General features: G+C 72.1%; 15 protein-coding genes and 1 pseudogene. 5 read left to right on the forward strand and 11 right to left on the reverse strand.

Features of this window, described 5'->3' with window-relative positions; all coding sequences use genetic code 11:
* Nucleotides 1-71 precede the first annotated feature (71 nt).
* Together ABVB68_RS25090 and ABVB68_RS25095 are read right to left on the reverse strand one after the other, a co-directional pair.
* Nucleotides 72-1,145 (reverse strand): fatty acid desaturase family protein, encoded by a 1,074-nt coding sequence (locus tag ABVB68_RS25090; RefSeq protein WP_353603384.1) that lies wholly within the window; start codon nucleotides 1,143-1,145, stop codon nucleotides 72-74.
* 435 nt (nucleotides 1,146-1,580) lie between these two features.
* Nucleotides 1,581-2,435, reverse strand: a complete 855-nt coding sequence (locus tag ABVB68_RS25095; RefSeq protein WP_353603385.1) for an SDR family NAD(P)-dependent oxidoreductase — start codon at nucleotides 2,433-2,435, stop codon at nucleotides 1,581-1,583.
* Nucleotides 2,436-2,506: 71 nt separating this feature from the next.
* Between ABVB68_RS25095 and ABVB68_RS25100 the strand changes: the two genes are divergently transcribed.
* Nucleotides 2,507-2,941: a MarR family winged helix-turn-helix transcriptional regulator gene (locus tag ABVB68_RS25100; RefSeq protein WP_353603386.1), complete on the forward strand. Its 435-nt coding sequence runs from the start codon at nucleotides 2,507-2,509 to the stop codon at nucleotides 2,939-2,941.
* Between the two features lie 38 nt (nucleotides 2,942-2,979).
* Here ABVB68_RS25100 and ABVB68_RS25105 read toward each other — a convergent pair.
* The 6 genes and pseudogenes from ABVB68_RS25105 to ABVB68_RS25130 all read right to left on the reverse strand — a co-directional run bounded on the left by ABVB68_RS25105 (nucleotide 2,980) and on the right by ABVB68_RS25130 (nucleotide 7,254).
* Nucleotides 2,980-3,980 (reverse strand): annotated as a pseudogene (locus ABVB68_RS25105) (IS5 family transposase).
* A gap of 74 nt (nucleotides 3,981-4,054) precedes the next feature.
* On the reverse strand, nucleotides 4,055-4,270 hold the full coding sequence (locus ABVB68_RS25110) for a hypothetical protein (protein ID WP_353603387.1): 216 nt from the start codon (nucleotides 4,268-4,270) through the stop codon (nucleotides 4,055-4,057).
* A gap of 334 nt (nucleotides 4,271-4,604) precedes the next feature.
* Nucleotides 4,605-4,979, reverse strand: coding sequence for a sensor histidine kinase (locus ABVB68_RS25115; protein WP_353603388.1), 375 nt, complete (start codon nucleotides 4,977-4,979; stop codon nucleotides 4,605-4,607).
* Between the two features lie 76 nt (nucleotides 4,980-5,055).
* Nucleotides 5,056-6,357 carry a ThuA domain-containing protein gene (locus ABVB68_RS25120; protein WP_353603389.1) on the reverse strand — a complete coding sequence of 434 codons (1,302 nt, stop codon included), beginning with the start codon at nucleotides 6,355-6,357 and terminating at the stop codon, nucleotides 5,056-5,058.
* Nucleotides 6,358-6,638: 281 nt separating this feature from the next.
* Entirely contained in the window at nucleotides 6,639-6,818 is a 180-nt protein-coding gene (locus ABVB68_RS25125; protein WP_353603390.1) for a hypothetical protein, read from the reverse strand.
* A 184-nt stretch (nucleotides 6,819-7,002) separates the two neighbouring features.
* Nucleotides 7,003-7,254 carry a BPTI domain-containing protein gene (locus ABVB68_RS25130; RefSeq protein ID WP_353603391.1) on the reverse strand — a complete coding sequence of 84 codons (252 nt, stop codon included), beginning with the start codon at nucleotides 7,252-7,254 and terminating at the stop codon, nucleotides 7,003-7,005.
* A 468-nt stretch (nucleotides 7,255-7,722) separates the two neighbouring features.
* Here ABVB68_RS25130 and ABVB68_RS25135 point away from each other — a divergent pair, with 468 nt between their 5' ends.
* A complete protein-coding gene (locus ABVB68_RS25135; RefSeq protein ID WP_353603392.1) occupies nucleotides 7,723-8,196 on the forward strand; it encodes a carboxymuconolactone decarboxylase family protein in 474 nt (157 codons plus the stop codon).
* Nucleotides 8,197-8,610: 414 nt separating this feature from the next.
* Here the strand turns inward: ABVB68_RS25135 and ABVB68_RS25140 are convergent, their stop codons facing one another.
* Nucleotides 8,611-9,837: a glycoside hydrolase family 88 protein gene (locus tag ABVB68_RS25140; protein WP_353603393.1), complete on the reverse strand. Its 1,227-nt coding sequence runs from the start codon at nucleotides 9,835-9,837 to the stop codon at nucleotides 8,611-8,613.
* Between the two features lie 531 nt (nucleotides 9,838-10,368).
* Entirely contained in the window at nucleotides 10,369-12,435 is a 2,067-nt protein-coding gene (locus ABVB68_RS25145; RefSeq protein ID WP_353603394.1) for a SpoIIE family protein phosphatase, read from the reverse strand.
* Between the two features lie 274 nt (nucleotides 12,436-12,709).
* Between ABVB68_RS25145 and ABVB68_RS25150 the strand changes: the two genes are divergently transcribed.
* On the forward strand, nucleotides 12,710-13,723 hold the full coding sequence (locus tag ABVB68_RS25150) for a maleylpyruvate isomerase family mycothiol-dependent enzyme (RefSeq protein WP_353603395.1): 1,014 nt from the start codon (nucleotides 12,710-12,712) through the stop codon (nucleotides 13,721-13,723).
* Between the two features lie 141 nt (nucleotides 13,724-13,864).
* Here ABVB68_RS25150 and ABVB68_RS25155 read toward each other — a convergent pair whose 3' ends face one another.
* Entirely contained in the window at nucleotides 13,865-14,965 is a 1,101-nt protein-coding gene (locus ABVB68_RS25155) for a PP2C family protein-serine/threonine phosphatase (protein WP_503006238.1), read from the reverse strand.
* A gap of 355 nt (nucleotides 14,966-15,320) precedes the next feature.
* Here ABVB68_RS25155 and ABVB68_RS25160 point away from each other — a divergent pair, with 355 nt between their 5' ends.
* Together ABVB68_RS25160 and ABVB68_RS25165 are read left to right on the forward strand one after the other, a co-directional pair.
* Nucleotides 15,321-16,598 carry an FAD-dependent oxidoreductase gene (locus ABVB68_RS25160; RefSeq protein WP_353603397.1) on the forward strand — a complete coding sequence of 426 codons (1,278 nt, stop codon included), beginning with the start codon at nucleotides 15,321-15,323 and terminating at the stop codon, nucleotides 16,596-16,598.
* A gap of 565 nt (nucleotides 16,599-17,163) precedes the next feature.
* Nucleotides 17,164-18,120, forward strand: coding sequence for a hypothetical protein (locus ABVB68_RS25165; RefSeq protein ID WP_353603398.1), 957 nt, complete (start codon nucleotides 17,164-17,166; stop codon nucleotides 18,118-18,120).
* The last annotated feature ends 88 nt before the right edge of the window (nucleotides 18,121-18,208 follow it).

Genomic DNA, 18,208 nt, shown 5'->3' on the forward strand with positions numbered 1-18,208 from the left:
GGGGGGCGGCCCCCCCCCCCCGGGGGGTGGGGGGGTGGCGCGGCGCGGCGGTGCGCGGGCCCGGTGCCCGGTCAGGCCTTGCGCCGCCGCCTGATCGGGGCACCCACCCGGTGCAGGTGGGCCAGGGCCTCACGGTAGGACCGGATCAGGCCGGTCTCGTGGTAGGGCACCCCGATCTCGGCGCAGTACTCGCGCACGATGACCCGGGCCCGGCGCAGGTGCGGGGCCGGCATGCTCGGGAACAGGTGGTGCTCGATCTGATGGTTGAGGCCGCCGAGCATCATGTCGGTGAGCCGGCCGCCGCGCACGTTGCGGGAGGTGAGGACCTGGCGCCGCAGGAAGTCGGGCCGCTCGTCACCGGTGCGGGTGGGCATGCCCTTGTGGTTCGGGGCGAAGATGCAGCCCAGGTAGACGCCGAACAGGCACTGGTTGACGGCCAGAAAGGCCAGCGCCTTGCCCGGCGGGAGCACCAGGAAGAGCGCGGACAGCACTCCCGCGAGGTGCAGCAGGAGCAGGGTGCCCTCCAGCACCCGGTGTTTCATGCCCGGTGAGCGCAGCGCACGCAGGCCCGCGGCATGCAGGTTGAAACCCTCCAGCGTCAGCAGCGGGAAGAACAGCAGCGCCTGGTGGCCACCGATGAGACGGGCCACTCCGCTGCTCGCGCGGGCCTGATCCGTGGACCACACGAGGATGTCGGGGGCGACATCGGGGTCCAGGTCCTCGTGGTTGGGATGGGCGTGGTGGCGTGTGTGCTTGTCCATCCACCAGCCGTAGCTCATGCCGACACCCACGTTGCCGAACAGCCTGCCCATGACCTCACCGGGCCTGCGGCGCCGGAAGACCTGCCGGTGGGCCAGATCGTGCGCCACCAGTGCCACCTGACCGAACACGAAGGCCAGCAGGGCGGCCACGGCGAGCTGCCACCAGGTGTCGCCGAGGGTGAAGAAGGCCCCCCACCCCAGCGTGTACAGGGCGACCACCAGGCCGATCCGCGCCGTGTAGTAACCGGGGCGCCGCTTGAGCAGGCCGGCTTCGGTGATGCGCCGCGACAGCCTCGCGAAGTCGCTCCCGCCGCCGGGACCGGAGGCCCTGCCGGACGAGGCGGAGGGCCGGGTCGCCGGGGAGTCAGTGGGGAGAATGGTCATGCCGGCAAGTCTGGAGCGGGGGCCGGCACCGGAGAATCCGGGCGGCCACCGGGTACGCCGGAGGCCTTTCCCCCGCAGGCCTCGGGGGTTGTCCCCCCTCCTCCCCCGGCCGGCGGGTGGCGAAGGGGAAGCCACCGGAAGGGGAAGCCACCGGAAGGGGAACGGGGCGGTCCTTGATGTCGCCTTGCAGGTGCAGGCCGGGCGTGCCGAGGGCCCGGTGGGTGGGCCGGCCGCGTTGCCAGGTGCTGCTGGGCAGTGTTCCTGGTTGGGATCAGCAGGCACTCGGGGCGTGAGGACCGCATCTTGGGGATGCCTCTCCTTGATGCTCGATGACTCGGTTCGTTGGCGCGGGGTGCTGCGGCGGGTTGTTTTGATCGCCGGGGTTGGGTAGCGGCTCGCGCCTCGTTGAGGCGGGGGCCTGCGGCGCAGAAGCACTCATGCAAGGAACGGTGCGGTCAGGTTCGTGGTGAGTGCTGCCAGCCGGGCGCGGGCCTGCGAATCGTATGCCTGTGGGTGTGCGGGCTGGTCGTCGTATCGGTCGAAGTACTGTCCTGTGGTGTTCTCCAGGTTTGGGTCAGCGATGAGACGTAGCGTCGGCTGAGCACCGTCGTCGAGGCTTGTGGCCGGGGTGAAGCCGCTCTGCCGGACCATGGAGGTATCCATCAGGTGTGCTGGGTGCAGTGCATTGACGGTGACCTGGTGGGGCGCCGACTCGGCTGCCAGGTCGAAGGTGGCCATGATCAGGGCTAGTTTGCTGCGGCAGTAGGCGTGCACTCCGTCGTAGTCGCGTTCCAGCATCACGTCGTCGAAATGGATGGGCATCTGCCCAGCCGAGGTGACGTTGACCACCCGCGAGGGCGCCGAGGCGACCAGAAGCGGGAGGAGCCGGCGGGTGAGAACGTACGGCGCCAGGTGGTTGACGGCGAACCGTAGTTCGTGGCCCTGGCGGCTTGTCTGCCGAACGGTCGGGTCAATGCCACCGCCCACGGCGGCGTTGTTGACCAGTACGTCGAGCCGCGGCTCGGCGGCGAGGACGGTGTCGGCCAGCGTGCTCACCTGCTCAAGGTCGGCCAGGTCGGCCCGGTAGGTACGCACCGAGACTTCAGGGGCCTGCGCCCGTATCTCGTCGGTGGCCGTTGCAAGCCGCTGCTGGTCGCGTCCGTGGAGCAGCAGTGTGGCGCCGCGGGCTGCCAGGAGCAGGGCCAGGCGGAGCCCCATCCCCTGGGTGGCCCCGGTCAGCAGGACCGTCTTTCCGCGCAGGTCGCCCGGAGTAGCTGCGTGTTTATGCATGCCCCAGAGATATCAACGTCTTTATATATCTTCCAGTCCTGATTCATCTCAAGGGTCGGTAAGCTGAGCGCATGGAGATGCCGCCGCAGGTCCGGCTCGGCCTGGACATCAAACGGGCCGAGCAGGCGCTGATGGCCGCCAAGAGCAGCGCCGTGCGCACGGCCGACTTGACCGTCGCTCAGTACGCCGCCCTGTTGGCCATCGCCCAGCACCCCGGGATCTCCGCTGCCGCGCTGGCCCGCGACTGCTTGGTCACCCCGCAGGCCATGACCGGGGTGCTCAAGACCCTGCAGACACACGGCCTTATCGAGCGGACGGTGCACCCCTGGCACCAGAGGGTCCTCGAGACCCGGCTCACCGAGGCCGGCCGGCATGCCCTTACTGCCGCCGATACCGAGGCGGTGCGCATCGAACGCCGCCTTGCAGACGAGTTCACCGCCGAGGAACAAGACATTCTCCGGGCCCTGCTGGCCCGCTGCGTCCAGGCGATCGAGCGAGACCACTGAGCTCGCGATACAACGCCTCTGCATGGCCCTGCTTCGGATCATGTCGCGGGACGGAGGCTTCGGAACCAGATGAGCGCGCCGCGTAAGTGGCGTCCGGCCAGGTAGCTCTCGGGTGTCCTGTCGTATCGAGTGGCCAGTCCGCGCCACGCTTTGATCTTGTTGATGCAGCGTTCCACCGTGTTGCGGTCGCGGTAGAGCTCGGTGTCGTGGAAGACCGGCCGCCCGCCCCGACGGCCCCTGTTCTTGCGGTGGGCGGCCTGGTCGGCCTTCTCCGGGACGACCGCTCGAATGCGGCGCCTGCGCAGGTAAGCGCGGTTGGCACGAGAGGAATACGCCTTGTCGCCGGCTACGGCATCGGGCCGGGTTCGCGGACGGCCGACCGGGCCACGGACCTTGACCTTCTCCAGCACCGGGATGAAGCGGGGACTGTCGGCCGCCTGCCCCTCGGTCAGCTCGAAGGACAGCGTTCGGCGGCGGCGTTCGGCGGCGAGGTGGACCTTGCTGCTCAGCCCACCGCACGGGCGGCCCAGCCGAGCAGCCTTCAGTCGGGCCCGGCGCCTACGCCGCAGTCGCCGCCGCTCTCCCGCCGAGGGTCGCCGGGCTCGCCGTCGCCTGAGGCGTCCTGTGCCTCCTGTCCCTGCCGCCCGGCCCCTTTTTCATCGGCAACGGCCTCTTCGAGGGCAGCCAGTACCTCCACACCCACCACCATCCCGGCCGCGTGGTGGTGGGCGCGGGCCACTGTGGAGTCCACGCTGACCAGCGACAGGTCCACCTGTCCCCGTCGTGCCGCCTCGCTGATCATCTCGTCCATCAGCTGTTCGAAGACGCCGGTGTCCCGCCACTGTAGAAACCGGTGGTAGACGGTCTGCCAGGCGCCGTGCTCGGTCGGCATGTCCCTCCCGCCAGGGCTGCCGGTGCGGAACCGCCAGATCACGCCTTCAAACTGCGGCCGCAGCCGCTCGGGGTATGGGCCGAACCCGCCTATCGGCAGGAACGGTTCGACCAACTCCCATTCCTCAGTGAGTTCTGCACGAGCCACGCAGGCGTTCTAACAGCTCGGCCGAGTTACCCGGCCACCGGACCTCACGCCTTGATCCAAACCAGGAACACTGCCTAGCCCGCTTCTCGTTCGAGGACGCGGCGGGCCGCCTCGGCCTCCGCCGCCGCCGGGGACAGCTCGTCGAGGGTGTCGAGCTCGTCGTCCGCCTCCAGCTCTCGTTCCCAGGCCGCCGCGAGCCGTTCCTGCTCCTCGCGTGGTCTGGCGCCGATCGCCTCCCGGTGATCGGGGTCCAGGGCCGCCAGGAATCGTCCGACCGCATCCGTCGGCATGCGTGCTCCTTGTCGCGTGGAAGGGTTTCACTCCGGGCCCAGCATGGCCAACGGCACTCGTGCAGGGCGCCCGACACCGCCCAGTGACACCCTGATGGCCTCCCCGCGCCTCCCGTATCGGGCGCTGCCCGCCCGACGGCCGGACACCCCACCGGCACCGGCCGCGCCCGCCAGGCCGCCCTCGGCGGTGATCCGCGGGGCAGGATCCACCGCGCCGAGGGAGAAGGAGGCCCCGCCGAAGAACCTGAGGGAGAGGTTCCGCAGCGCCTTGGGCGGCCCGCCGCCCCTCCCGGCTTCCTGGACTCCGGCCGCGGAGCGGGAGTGACCGTGCCGGCTAGGCGTAGGCGCGGCCCTTCTCCGTGAGCGGGAGGTCGACGCGCACGGTCGTCCCCACCGCGCGTGGGCTGTCCACGAAGATGTGGCCGCCGAGTGCCTCCACGCGGTCCTTGAGGCCGGCGAGGCCGGTACCGCGGCCGAAGTCGGCACCGCCCACGCCGTCGTCGCGCACGGTCAGTCGCGGCACCTCGTCGCCCTGCTCGACCGTGGCCGTGACGGCCGAGGCGCGCGCGTGCTTGACCACGTTGGTCAGCGTCTCCGAGACGACGTAGTAGCCGCTCACCTGGACCGGTTCGGGCAGCTCACCCTCGGTATGCACGGCGAGATCGACCGGTACGGGGCAGCGGCGCCCGAGCGACTTGAGCGCGGGCACGAGACCGCCCCTGACCAGGATCGACGGGTGCAGCAGCTCGCCGGCACCCGGGCCGACGAAGGTCGGGGCCCTCCGGTCAGGGCTGTGCGGTCAGTGCGAAGCTCTGAGCGGCGGAGTCGTCACAGGTGCGCTGGGTGAGCTGGACGCCGGTGGCGGCCGTGGGACCGGCGCTCAGGCACTTGCCGCTGTGCCGGGCGACGAAGCGGTAGGCGCCGTCGGGCTGCCGGACGGCACGCCATTGTTGGTTCCCCCCGCCGCCGTAGGCCCACAGCTGGAGCCCGGCGCCGTCGGCGGTGGAGCGGTCGGTGACGTCGACGACCTGCTGCGGGTCGCCCCGGTCGGTGATCCGCAGGTAGCCGCTGTCGGTGGAGCGGAACCGGTACTGCTGGGCCGTGGTGCCGTTGCAGGTGTACTGCTGGATCACGGTGCCGTTGGCCCTGGCGGCGGCGCGGGCGTCCACGCAGGTGCCGTTGCCGGAGTTGCGCAGCGAGTACCAGGCCGTTTCGGAGATGGGCCCGGACGGCGGCTGCGTCCCGGTCGCGCCGCCCAGCCACTTCAGTCCGTCGAGGACGAACCGGTTCTGCGTCTCACTGGCGAACGTCGAGGAGAGCGGCGTGTCGGTGGAGTAGTCCATGGCGTTGTGGCCGAAGTTCGCGTAGAGCATCCTGTACTTGGTGTTCGTCCACAGGATCGGGTAGTAGCCGCTGTACCAGGTCTGGTTGGGATCGGTGCCGACCGGGAAGCTGCCGGGGTCGATCGAGGCCAGAATCCTGATGTCGGGGTTCTGCCGGAGGTCGCGGGACCAGCTGTACCACTCGCTCACCGACGAGGTGAAGGTGGCCGGCAGGTTCCTCGTGGCCGGATGGGTACGGTCCTCCACGCGCAGCACGGTCGATGTCGGCCCCCAGGTGTTGGACCTGAAGTCGCCCGATCCCAGGAACTGGTCGTGGTACCAGGACCAGCCGGCCGCGTTCGTGGTGAACGCCAAGACGTGGAAGCCCATCCAGGCGCCGCCGGCACGCATGTACCGCTCGAAGCCCGTGCGTTGGGCCGGGGTCTGCGGGAGGTCGTCGAGGAAGAGGACCACCTGGTACGCGTCCACCCCGCCGTCCGCGAGCAGGTCCCAGTTGTTGCTGGCGGTGTAGGTGAACCCGTTGGCCGCGGCCTGCCTCGGGAACCACTCGTTCGCTTCCCTCACGAAGCTGATGTGCGCCGCGTCCCAGGTGCCGTTGTAGAGCGCCAGCACCTTGAAGGGCGCGGCGGCCGCCCGGGGGGTGGCCTGGGCGGGCGCCGCGGCGATACCGATCAGCACGGCCAGCAGCGACAGCAGCCGCAGACAGCGGGACGGGACGGGCAAGGAGGCTCTGCCGGTGTGCATATGACGCTCCTGTCGCATTACTCGTCTGTTAAGTCAAGCCTTGAAGAAAGGCCTTGCGGGTGGAGGGCGCGGCGAGGGTCCGGGGGGTGTGGCGTCGTCGGCAGTACAACGGACCGGACGGAGAGGGGTCCGGGACCTGGAACATAGAAGGTCTGGACCAGACGGTCAAGAGCTGAACAAGGCCGTCGTGACGGGCAGTTGGAACCGAGCAGGACGGAAGGAACCGTGCGGCTCACCGGGGGCCCCGCGGAGCGCGTTCACCTGCCGCGGCGGTCCATGGCTCAGCTGACGACGCCGGCCACGGCCTCGCCGGCGGCGGTGGGCACGGCCCGGCTGTGGTGGACGGCGGACATGGCTCGGCTGGTGACGCCGGCCACGGCTTCGCCGGCGGCGGTGGGCACGGCCCGGCTGTGGTGGACGGCGGACATGGCTCGGCTGGTGACGGATGCCGTGTCCGCCACCAGCCGATGGCCGTCTGTGTGTGGTGATGCGTCCGCTGGACGGTCCGGCGGCGCGTGGCATGCCCTGGGCCCCGTTACCGCCGTCCGGACCGAAGCGGTCGCCGCCCCCGCCGAGCCTGCCTGCGGTGGCCTTGTGGCGTGGCGGGGGCGGTCGATTCCTGCTGCTGTTCCTTTCCTGCCGGGGTCAGCCCAGCAAGATCACCACGACGCCGCCGCCACCGTTGAGGAAGCCGTTGCGGTAGAAGTCGCCTCGGTTGCCGAAACCGTTGCAGCCGCCGTACCAGAAGCCGCCGCGGTAGAAGCAGCCGTTGTGTGTGGGCGCGTTCGCCGGCGTGGCTGCCGATGCGGTACCCGCCAGGCCGACGGCGGTGCCACCGGCCATGAGAACGCTGACCGCAGCACCTGCGAAGAGACGCCTCGCGCGCTGTCCTTTCATGGGCCTTCCTTCTTTCCACCCCTCGTGGGTTTCCGGTGCGAGGGGGATGGCCGGGCCGCCGTGGGAGAGACACGGTGCGGCCATGGGTGTCGCCGCGTTGTGGAGAGAGGTGCGGCCGCCACGCAGGGGCTGACGGCCCTCGGACAGGGCCCTCGCCGATGGCGACGGGGCGCACCTCACGGAACGCGGCCCTCTCATCACACGCTAGCCGCCCTTCGACCGGCCAGCATCTCGGCGGGACCCCGAGCCCGATGAGAAGGCCTGGTCAGGGCGCCGCCACGGCTCCGTACGTCAACGATCGAGAGGCCGGCGGACCGGCTCACCGGCCTGCCGAGCCGAGCGGTACGCGGGGGCGGTCCGCACCGCCGGAACGGCAGGAGACGTACGTCACATTTCGACCATGTCACAAACGGTAGGAGCTGTTCCGTCCAAGGAGGTGTACGCACCACGACACCGCAGGAGTGCACCATGGAAGCTCGCCTCAATCTCTTCGCCAGCCCGGTCGCGGCCAAGTTCACCCAGCACCTCGTCGCGGCGGGGAAGGCGCTCGCGGACTCGACGCTGCCGCTCGCGACCCAGGAGCTGGTGAAGCTCCGCGCCAGTCAGATCAACGGCTGCGGTTTCTGCGTCGACATGCACACCAAGGACGCGGCCCACGCCGGGGAGAGCGCCACGCGCCTCAACCTGGTCGCCGCCTGGCGGGAGGCCACGGTGTTCACCGAGGCCGAGCGCGCCGCCCTGGAACTGGCGGAGCAGGGCACCCGCATCGCCGACGCGGCCGGCGGCGTCACCGACGAGGCCTGGGAGAACGCGGCGAAGCACTACGACGAGGAGCAACTCGCCGCCCTGTTGGGTGTCATCGCCCTCATCAACGCCTTCAACCGCGGGAACGTCATCGCCCGGGTCCCGGCCGGTGACTACCAGCCCGGCCAGTTCGGCTGACCCGGAACACCCGACCGGGCGGGGCCGGGGGCGGGGGCGGTCCGGGGCGGCTGAAGGGGGCGGGGCGCCGGACGGTCCCGCCCGGCGGGTGGCCGATCCGCCGGGCGGGAGCACAGGTCGGCCCGGCGGGAGCGCAGGTCGGCTCGGCGGGAGTCGGTCCTCGTGGCGGCTCGACGCGGCGTGCGCCGTGGCGTGACCACGGTCGCGCACCGGCGCGACCACCTGCGAGCCGATGAGCCCCGACCACCGATGGCCACGAGCTTCAGCACCGGCTCCATTCGCTGATCCGCCCCTGAGGTGGACACCGGCGGGGCGCCGGACCCGGTGCGTCGGCACGCGCGTCGGCAGGACAGGACGGCTGCCGGATCTGTGGCAGCCGGGGAGACGCCTCGGTCCGCAGGCGGGTGGTGGCGGTCAGATCGTCGACAGATCGATGGCCCGGTCGACGTCCTGCGGCCTCAGGACGCGCAGAATGCCTTCGAGCAGGTAGTAGTCGGCATAGGGGAGCGAGATCTCGATCCCGTCCTCGGCCGGCCGGTTGCGGGTGCACCGGGCGACGATCGCCTCGGCGCGGGCCGAATTCCGCGTCAGGCAGGTCTCCGACAGGGCGGTGAGGATCCGCACCGCGACCTGCCGGTACTCGCGCCTGCCGGTCGCGGCGGCCAGGTCCAGCAGCCCGCACGCCATGACGGCGCCCGCCGACGCGTCCTTGATGTCATGGGGCTGCTGCGGCGCGCGGTAGTCCCACACGGGCACGTGGTCCGCGCTCAGCGCGCCCACCGCGAAGTCGGCCAGTTTGCGTGCCGTGGCCAGAAACTGCCGCTCTCCGGTCCGGCGGTAGATCGTGGTGAACCCGTAGATCCCCCACGCCTGACCGCGGGACCAGCAGGAACCGGAGCTGTACCCCTGGACGGTGGCCGGACCGACCGGTGCGCCGGTGTCCGGGTCGAAGTCGTACACGTGCGGGGTCGAGCCGTCCGGCCGGGGGAAGTACCGCTGCGCCGTCCTGGCGTGCTCCACGGCGACCCGGAGGTACTTCCCGTCGCCGGTCTCCCTGCTCGCGAAGGCCAGCAGATCGAGGTTCATCATCGTGTCCATGATGACGCGGCCGGCGTTGTCCGGATCGCCGAGCGCTCCCCACGCCCGGATGAAGCGGCCGCGCGGGTTGTACCGCTGGACGAGCGACCCGGCCGCTTCCACGGCGCCGGCCCGCCAGCTGTCGTCGCCCGTCAGCCGCCAGGCGGTGACCCAGGACGGATAGAAGAGGAAGCCGAGGTCGTGGGTGGTGGTGTCGTTCCGGCGGGGAGCGAGCTTGCGCGCCGAGTCGAGTGCCAGCGTCCGGAACATCTCGTCCTGGCTGTGGAGGTACGCCATCCACAGCGTCCCCGGCCAGAATCCGCCCACCCAGTCACCGTTCTGGGAGAAGGTCCACTTCTCGAACTTCGTCCCGACGGGGAAGGCGCTGACCCCCGGTGCGACGGCGCGCAACTTCTCCACCGCGTAGTCGGCTGCCGCCCGCAGGGCATCGGCTGCCGACGCCGGCTCCTGACCGCCGGCCGCTTCCGCGGCGTGCGCCGGTGAGGCGGCGATCGCCGCGGCTCCGGCTGACGCGGCCAGCACGGTACGCCGGGAAATGCTCATGTGTGTCCTCCAACTGGGCGGTCTGGCAAGGACGATGAGCGAGTGTGACACGACGGGCGCACCCTAGTACACCCACATGAGCAAGATTCACGTACGTGAACGTTGCCTGGGCCCGGGCGGCCGCGTCCCGCTCCTGCCGGGCCGCGAGGTTCTCCCGGGTGAACGGCTCCCGCGCGGCTTCACCCAGGTCCGCGAGCACCGCGCCGAGTTCGGGATCGAGAGCGGGCGCACGCCGGCCGGAGGGCCCGGGCTCCGGCGGACCGCCGCCGGTCATGACCGACCACCCCGCCGCGCGCGGGAACACCGCCCGGCACCGCGGCCGCGACACGCCGCCCCTCCGGCGTCCCGGTCACCACACGCCGGACCGTTCCGCTCCAGGCCCCGACGCCCGTCCGCGGCACCCGTGCCGGTGCTCCTGGGCAACGCCCGCGGCAAGCACATGACGCGTAGTCAATCAGCTGCCCCACCGGGTCAGGGCGCCTCGGTGAGCGGACAACGCTTCTTCGCCGCACCGGCGTTCCGTGCCACCGCCTACAGGGCCCGAGCGATGAGCAGGGCCACGTCGTCGTGGTCGTCGGGGTGGCGCAGGCCGAACAGCAGGCGATCGCAGGTCTCCTCCAGCGGCCGTTCGGGCTCGTCCAGGAAGCCGAGGAGCACCTTCAGCCGGTCGTCTATGGCGTGCTGGCGGGTCTCGACCAGCCCGTCGGTGTACAGGACCAGCAGGTCACCGGGGCACAGTTCGATCGTGGTGGCCTCGAACCGGATGCCGCCGACGCCCAGCGGGCCCGCGGCGGGCAGGTCGAGGAGCACGGGGGTGCTGCCGGGGCGGGCGAGCGCGGGCGGCATGTGTCCGGCGTTGGCGATGGTGCAGCGCCCGGTGGCGGGGTCGTACACCGCGTACAGGCAGGTGACGATGTAGTGCTCCAGATCGCAGGTCACCTTGTCCAGGTGCTGGAGCACCTCGCCGGGGGCGAGGTCGAGTTCGGCATAGGCGCACGTGGCCGTGCGCAGCCGGCCCATGGTGGCGGCGGCGTCGATACCGTTCCCCATGACGTCCCCCACCACGAGGGCGGTCTTGTCGCCGGCCAGTGGTATGACGTCGTACCAGTCCCCGCCGACCTCGCTCGTGGCCTGGGCCGGCTGGTAGCGGGAGGCGACCTCCAGGCCCGTGTGGTGGGGCGAGTGTTCGGGCAGCAGGCTGCGCTGGAGGGTGAGCGCGGTGTTGCGGACACTCTGGAACCAGCGGGCGTTGTCGATGGCCACGGCGGCACGCCCGGCCAGTTCGCTCGCCAGGACGACGTCGTCGTCGTCGAAGGGCGCCGGGTTCTGGGTGCGCTTGAGGTCGAGGACCCCGATCACCTCGCCGTGGGCGATCAGCGGCACGGCGAGATACGAGTGGACGCCGGCCCGGGCCAGCAGGGCGCCGGCCTCGGCGTCCCGGGCGATCCGAGGCAGATCGCGCGGCCCGACCCGCGGGACGAGGACCGGCCGGCCGGTGTGCACGCACAGGGTGACCAGGCGGTCCCCTTCGTAGGCGGCGAGGTCGCCCGGAGGGTCGGCGGCACGCTCGGCGACGGTGGAGTGGGCGGCTTTCAGGGCGAGCGCCCGGAAGAGTTCCGGACCGTTGTCGGGCCTGCGCATCCGGCGGCAGGCCAGCGCGGAGTCGAGCACGTCCACCGCCACCACGTCGGCCAGCGCGGGTGCCGCGATCTCGGCCAGTTCGTGGGCGGTCTGCTCGACGTCCAGCGTGGTCCCGACCCGTGTGGAGGCCTCGGCGACGAGTGCCAGGCGCCGCCGTGCCCGGTCGGCCTCGGCGGCCGCGCGGTGCCGCTCGGTGACGTCGACGACCGAGGCGGCCGCGCCCAGGACGCGGCCGCCGGGATCCGCCAGGCGGTAGAAGGACAGCGACCAGGCGTGCTCGTGCTCGGGATCGCCCGGTGGCCGGCCCACGTGGTACTGGTCGAGGAGGGGCGTGCCGGTGGTGAGCACCTGGCGCAGAGCGGACTCGACGGTCTCGACGTCGGGGAACGGCAGGGTCTCCCGGAGGGGGCGGCCGATGTGCTCCTCCGCCGGGATGCCGTCTATGCGTTCCAGCGCCGGGTTGACCAGCAGGTAGTGCAGCTCGGGGTCAAGCAGGGCCAGGCCGATGGGGGACTGGTTGATCAGCTGCTCGCACAGGGCGAGGTCGGTCTCGACGCGCTGGAGCAGGGTGTGGTCGGCGGCGATGCCGAGGGCGTAGACGTCCCCGAGGTCGTCCAGCAGACGCATCGTGCGGAACTCCGTCAGGCGGCTGCTGCCGTCCTTGTGCCGCACCGGAAACGCGCCGGCCCACCCCCGGCCGGTCTCGAGGACCTCCGTGAACAGGCTCACCACGGAGTCCAGGTGCTCGGGCTGGACGAGCAGGCGTGCCGCGTGTTTGCCGAGGGACTCCTCCGCGCTGTAGCCGAAGAGTTCTTCGGCCTGCGGGGACCAGAAGACCACGCGGCCACGGGTGTCCAGAGCGACCGCGGCCACGCTGAGCACGTCCAGCAGGCCGGTCGGCCGGGGCAGATCGGGCTGTCGGACACCGTGCCCGGTCTCGAAGAACTCCGCTGCCATCCCGGATCCACCTCCACCGGCCGGTCGGCCGACCCGGGGGTCGGCGTCGTGCGGGGCCCCGCGTGTGCGTGTACGAGAACCGGTTCCCTCCATGCTGCCTCGGGTGCCCCGCCGGCCCAACCCGGCGGCGCCGGAGAATGCGGTCCGCACAGCGGGTGCCCCGTGCCGCGCGGGCCCGGCGGCCGGCCGCGACAGCAGCCGCCGACCACGTCCACATCAGGAACCTTAGGCGCATCAGACGTACAAAAGCACGCATCGCTACGTATAGGACTAAATGATGGAGTACGGGGCCGGGTATCCGCCGCCCGTCGTCGTTGCGGCCTGGATCGCCCGTCGCCGGGGCGCCGGGTGCACGGGTGAGAGAAAGATCATCCGGGCGGCCCGGGAACTCCCCTGGAACGTCTTCGAGCGGACTCCAGCGGCCACAATGGTCGCGACGCAACCCCGGGACGAAGAACGGCGGCACCAGCAGATGGCAGCGATGAGCGGGGCGGGGCATCCCCTGCCGTACGACACCTACCGCGAGGCCGTCGCGCGCGAGACCCTGCGCTTCGCCGAGGCGGTCAGGGGCGCCGACCCCGCGAGCGCGGTGCCGTCCTGCCCGGACTGGACCCTGGCCGACCTCACCCGGCACGTGGGCGCGCTCCAGCGCTGGTTCTGCACGCTGCTGACCCGCCTCGACCAGGAGCCTCCGCGCAGCCGCGACGTGGACCTGGGACTTCCCGGCGATCCCCGTGACCTCGCCGACTGGGTGGCGGCGGGAGTACCGGACGTGGCGGCCGTGCTGCGGGCCACGGATCCGCAGGCGGCGATGTGGACCTGGGGCGAGGACGGGCACGCGCGCTTCTGGGCCCGCCGGATGCTCTTCGAGACGCTGGTGCACCGGGTGGACGCCGAGCGCGCCGTCGGCCGGGAACCGGACGTCGACGCCGCCCTCGCGGCGGACGGCGTCGACGAGTTCCTCGTCAACCTGCCGCATGCGGGCCTCTTCGCCCCGGAGGTGGACAAGCTGCGGGGCGACGGCGAGATCATCGCGTTCGAGCTCACGGACCGTGGTGCCGCGACCGGTGGGGTCTGGCGCGTGCGGCTGGACCCGGACGGCTTCCGTCTGCTGCCCGAGACGGACGGCGAGTCGGCCGAACCCGGCACCTCTACCGTGGCGGTGCGCGGGCAGGCCCAGGATCTCCTGCAGCTTCTCTACGGCCGCCGGTCCTACCGGGAGCCCGTCTTCGAGGTGTCGGGACCGGTCGGGATCCTCGACCGGTGGTTCGCCCGAACGGCCTTCTGAGCCGCCCGGGCCCGGCCGGCGGCTCCGGGCGGCGCGCGCCTGCCCGACCCGGCGGGGGCTCAGGTGCGCGGCACGCGACTCCCGCGGGTGACTCCCGGGGGAGAACGCCGCCCGCCGCGACCGTGCGCCGTCGGGTGGGCGTCAGCCGGCCGCCGGAGCGGACCGCGCCGGCGGCTCCTCGGCAGGCAGGTGGACGGCGAGCGCGGCGGTGTCGTCCTGTCTGCGGTTGCCGCTGTACGCCAGGAGGTCGTTGTGCAGCCGTTCCAGCAGATCGTGCGGCGCCAGCGGCCCCCAGGAACGCAGGCGCTGGAGCAACGGGTAGAAGGAGCCGTCGGGACCGCGGGTCTCCGTGATGCCGTCCGTGTACAGCAGAAGCTGGTCGCCGGGGCGGAAGTCGTAGACGTCGACGTGGTACGGGTCGCCGACGAGCATGCCGAGGTTCAGCGGCGGAGCCGACCGCCCCCTGTCCAGCTCGCTCACCTCCCCCGGGCGGATGAGCAGCGGAGGCGGGTGGCCGCAGTTGACGACGCGGACGAGGTGGCCGTCGGCGGGGATCTCGGCGAAGACGGCCGTCACGAACCGTTCGCCCACCTCGTTTCCGCCGAGCTGCGCGGCCCTGCGGTTCATGCTCCTCTCCGCCCGGTCCACCAGGGCCGGTAGGTCGGGCTCGTCGTGCGCGGCCTCGCGGAACGCGCCGAGCAGGGCCGCGGCGGTCTCCACCGCGAGCAGCCCCTTGCCCCGGACGTCGCCGATGAGCAGGCGCACCCCGTAAGGGGTGGGGACGGCCTCGTAGAGATCGCCGCCGATGCGTGCCTCCGCGGCGGCGGAGAGGTAGAGGCTCTCCATGAGAAGACCGCCGATGCGGTGGGGGACCGGCCGGAGCAGGACGCGCTGCGCGATGTCGGCCACGAAACGGACGTCGGCCAGCGTGCGCTCACGGCGGATCCGGTGAGCGGCCAGAACCGTGCCCAGGGCGCCCACCAGGGCGGTGCAGATGTACGACGCCACGTAATGGCGGTCCCACAGATAGCCGACGGACCGGCCCGCGCAGCACGGAGTGCCGGCCAGCACCCCCTCGAAGAGCACGGAGAACACCGTCGCGCCGGCCACCACCACCGGTCCGCTGGCGAAAGCGGTCACCAGCGGCACGGCGATCAGGGCGAAGCTCACCGGCCAGTCCGTAGGCGTCACCGGTTCGATCACCAGGAGGGCGACGACGTACAGGACCGGGAGCCAGCGCATCCACGCCGGGGGCGCGGGCGGCCGGCTCCGGGCGGCCATCGCGCCGTGCGGCTGCCGGCCGGCACGCGGATGCCTCACCCGTCGTCCCTGTGCGGCGCCGCCCGCAGGGCGTGGCGTGCGGCAGGACACCACGTCTGATGGTTGGGCTCACGCAGCCTTGGCACACGGACTCCTGTCACACGACCCGACACGGTCTCCAGCCTGCTGTGCCGGGCCGCGCCCCGCCGGTTATTGCGCCGTTCAGCGGCATGTTCTGTCGCCCCGGCATGGTCCGGCCGAACGGGGTAACGTATTCATCAAGTGCTGAATTAAATTCTCCCGGCAGTCCGCTCGCGACCGGAAGGGCAGAAGCGCAATGGAGCGAACCACGTGCTGTGTGGTGGGAGGCGGCCCCGCGGGCATGGTGCTCGCCCTGCTGCTGGCCCGGACCGGGGTCGCGGTGACGGTCCTGGAGAAGCACCCCGATTTCCTGCGTGACTTCCGCGGCGACACCGTCCATCCCTCCACTCTCGCGCTTCTGGACGACCTCGGCCTGGCCGAGCGCTTCGCGCGGCTGCCGCAGCGCCGGGTGCGCACCGTGCAACTGCCTGTCGGCGCAGGCCGCTCGGCGGTCACCGTCGCCGACCTGGCGGTGCTGCCCGGCCCCTACGACTACGTGGCGATGGTGCCCCAGTGGGACCTGCTGGACCTGCTCGCCGACGAGGCCCGGCGCGAGCCGGCCTTCGAGCTGCGGATGAACACCGAGGCGACCTCCTTCGTGACGGAGTCCGGACGCGTCACCGGGGTGCGCTACCGCACCTCGGACGGCCGTACCGGCGAGGTGCGCGCCCTCCTCACCGTCGCCTGCGACGGCCGCGGATCCCTGGCCCGCTCCCGTCCGGAACTGGGACTGCGCAGCTTCGCCTGCCCGATGGACGCCTGGTGGTTCCGGCTGCCGCGGCGCGAAGGCGATCCGGCCGGCCTCGTCGGCAGCGCGGGCGACCGGTTCCTGACCGCGATGATCGACCGCGGCGACTACTGGCAGTGCGCCGGACTCATCCCCAAGGGCACCGACTCCCGGCGCCGCGCCGCCGGTCTCGACCGTTTCCTGGCGGACTTCACCGCCGCGGTCCCGTGGCTCGCGGACCGCGCGCACGCGCTGCGCTCGTGGGACGAGGTCAAGCTCCTCCGGGTGCGCCTGGACCGCCTGCGCCGCTGGCACCGCCCCGGCCTGCTGTGCATCGGCGACGCGGCACACGCCATGTCCCCGGTGTTCGGCATCGGGATCAACCTCGCGGTCCAGGACGCCGTGGCCGCCGCCCGCTGCCTGGCGGAGCCACTGGGCCGCGGCACCGTGCGCCTGCGCGACGTGCGCGCCGTGCAGCGCCGTCGCGGCCCGACCACGGTCGCCACCCAGACACTCCAGCGGTTGGCGCACGCCTGCTTCATCGCGCCCGTGCTGGAGGGCCGTTCCCCCTTGGGGAGCCCGCAGCGGGCCGAGCGCGTCGCGCGCCTCGTCGCCGGCTCACGATGGATCCGCCGCTTCCCCGCGTACTTCGTCGCCTACGGCGCACTGCGCGAACACCCTCCCGAGGCTGCCGTCCGTCGGCCGGCCGGACGTCCGTACCGGCGCCCGGCGGGACGCCGGCCGTGACGGAGGCCGGACCAGGCCGGTGGCGAAGGCGGGGCAGACGTCCCAGGCGTCGAGGCCGGGTCAGGCGACCCGGGCGCGGGTGAGGCCGAGGACCGCGGAGCCGTCCAGGCCGGTGGGCTCCGTGCCCGCGAAACCGCGGGCCCGGTCGGACGTCCCACGCCGCCGACGCCAGTGACCGTGATCAGGCGGCCGCCGGATGCGCGCGGTGGGGCGAGGCCGCCGACACCTGAGGCCTTGCCTCCGGAGCACCCCCCGCCGCACGCGCCGCCGCGTACGCATCCGCCGGCCGGCGCCCACGCCCACGTACCGGCCCGGATCAGGCGGCGCATGCCGGCCGCGACCGTGAGTCAACTCGCCGGACCGCCCGCCGTCGGCAACCGCCCCCAGGCCGAATCCCCGGACGAGGTCGCCGGCCGCCTCGTCCGCTTCCTCGGCACCTCGTGACCGGGCCGCTTCGTGTCCTCGCGTCTCGCCATACGGGCAAGTAACGACGGGTGAGTCGTGTAACCGGTAACGATCTTGACTCATCCCTTGTGCGGATCGGCAGCGGCTCTAGCCTCCGGGCATGGCATTTCTATCGAGCCGCCGCAAAAAGGTGCGACTTGCTCCGGAACTGGACGATCAGGAGCTGGGCAGGCTCCTGAAGTCCTTGCTGGCCACCACCAGAACGGGCACGATCGCGACCACGGACCTCTGCGTCGCCCAGATCAGCCGGCTCCTCGACCAGGAGCCGGGTGACTGGGACCGCAGGGCCCACCGCATGTCCGTGCTGGCGGACTACCTGGCGGCATCGCACCTTCCGCGGTCCTGGATCACGCGCGAGCCGCGCAACGCGAACGCGCTCCTGCTGCAGTCCTGGACGCAGCTGGTGCGCGGCCGCTCCGGGGGGCGGCTGGAAAGCCCGGACGACGTGGTCGACGCTTGCGTGCGGGCCGCGGAGCTGCTTCCGCACGACCCCACGCCCTGGGTGGTCCTGCTCGGAGTGGCGCGCCTGGAACGCTGGGACCAGTCCCAGACGTTCGGGGTGTGGAACGAGGTCCTCGCGCGCGACCGCTGGAACCGCGAGGCCTACCTGAGCATGCTGGGCTACCTCTCGCCGGAGGAGGCGGGCTCGCGGATCCAGGTCCTGGACTTCGTGGACGCCCTGAGCGCGCGCATGCCCGCGAACGCTCCGTGCGCCGCGACCGAGCTCACGGCCCAGGTCTCGCAGTACCACGCGGTGCTGGAGCGGGGTGGGTTCGAGGCGCTGGTGGCACGCAACCACTGGTCCCATGCGATGGCCGCCCAGGCGCTCGACCGGGTGGCCCACACCTGGGCGCAGCCGGGATTCCTCCAGCACGCAAGGGCCCTCGCCGACCTCAACTCCCTCGCCTACGCGCTGATGGCCGCCGATCGCCGCCGCGAGGCGCGGCCGCTCTTCGAGGCGCTGGGCGGCACCGTCACCGCCTGGCCCTGGGGCGTCGGCGGCGATCCCGTGACCGAGTTCGACCAGGCGCAGCGCCGGGCGACCGCCGGGCAGTGAGCGCGGGTCGGTGGCGGCCGGGCGGTGACCGTCGGGCACGGGCCGCCGGGCAGTGAGCGCGGGTCAGTGGCGGCCGGCCAGCGAGCGC

Origin of the sequence: Streptomyces sp. NPDC096012 (genome assembly GCF_040426375.1) — a bacterium.
Classification (GTDB): domain Bacteria; phylum Actinomycetota; class Actinomycetes; order Streptomycetales; family Streptomycetaceae; genus Streptomyces.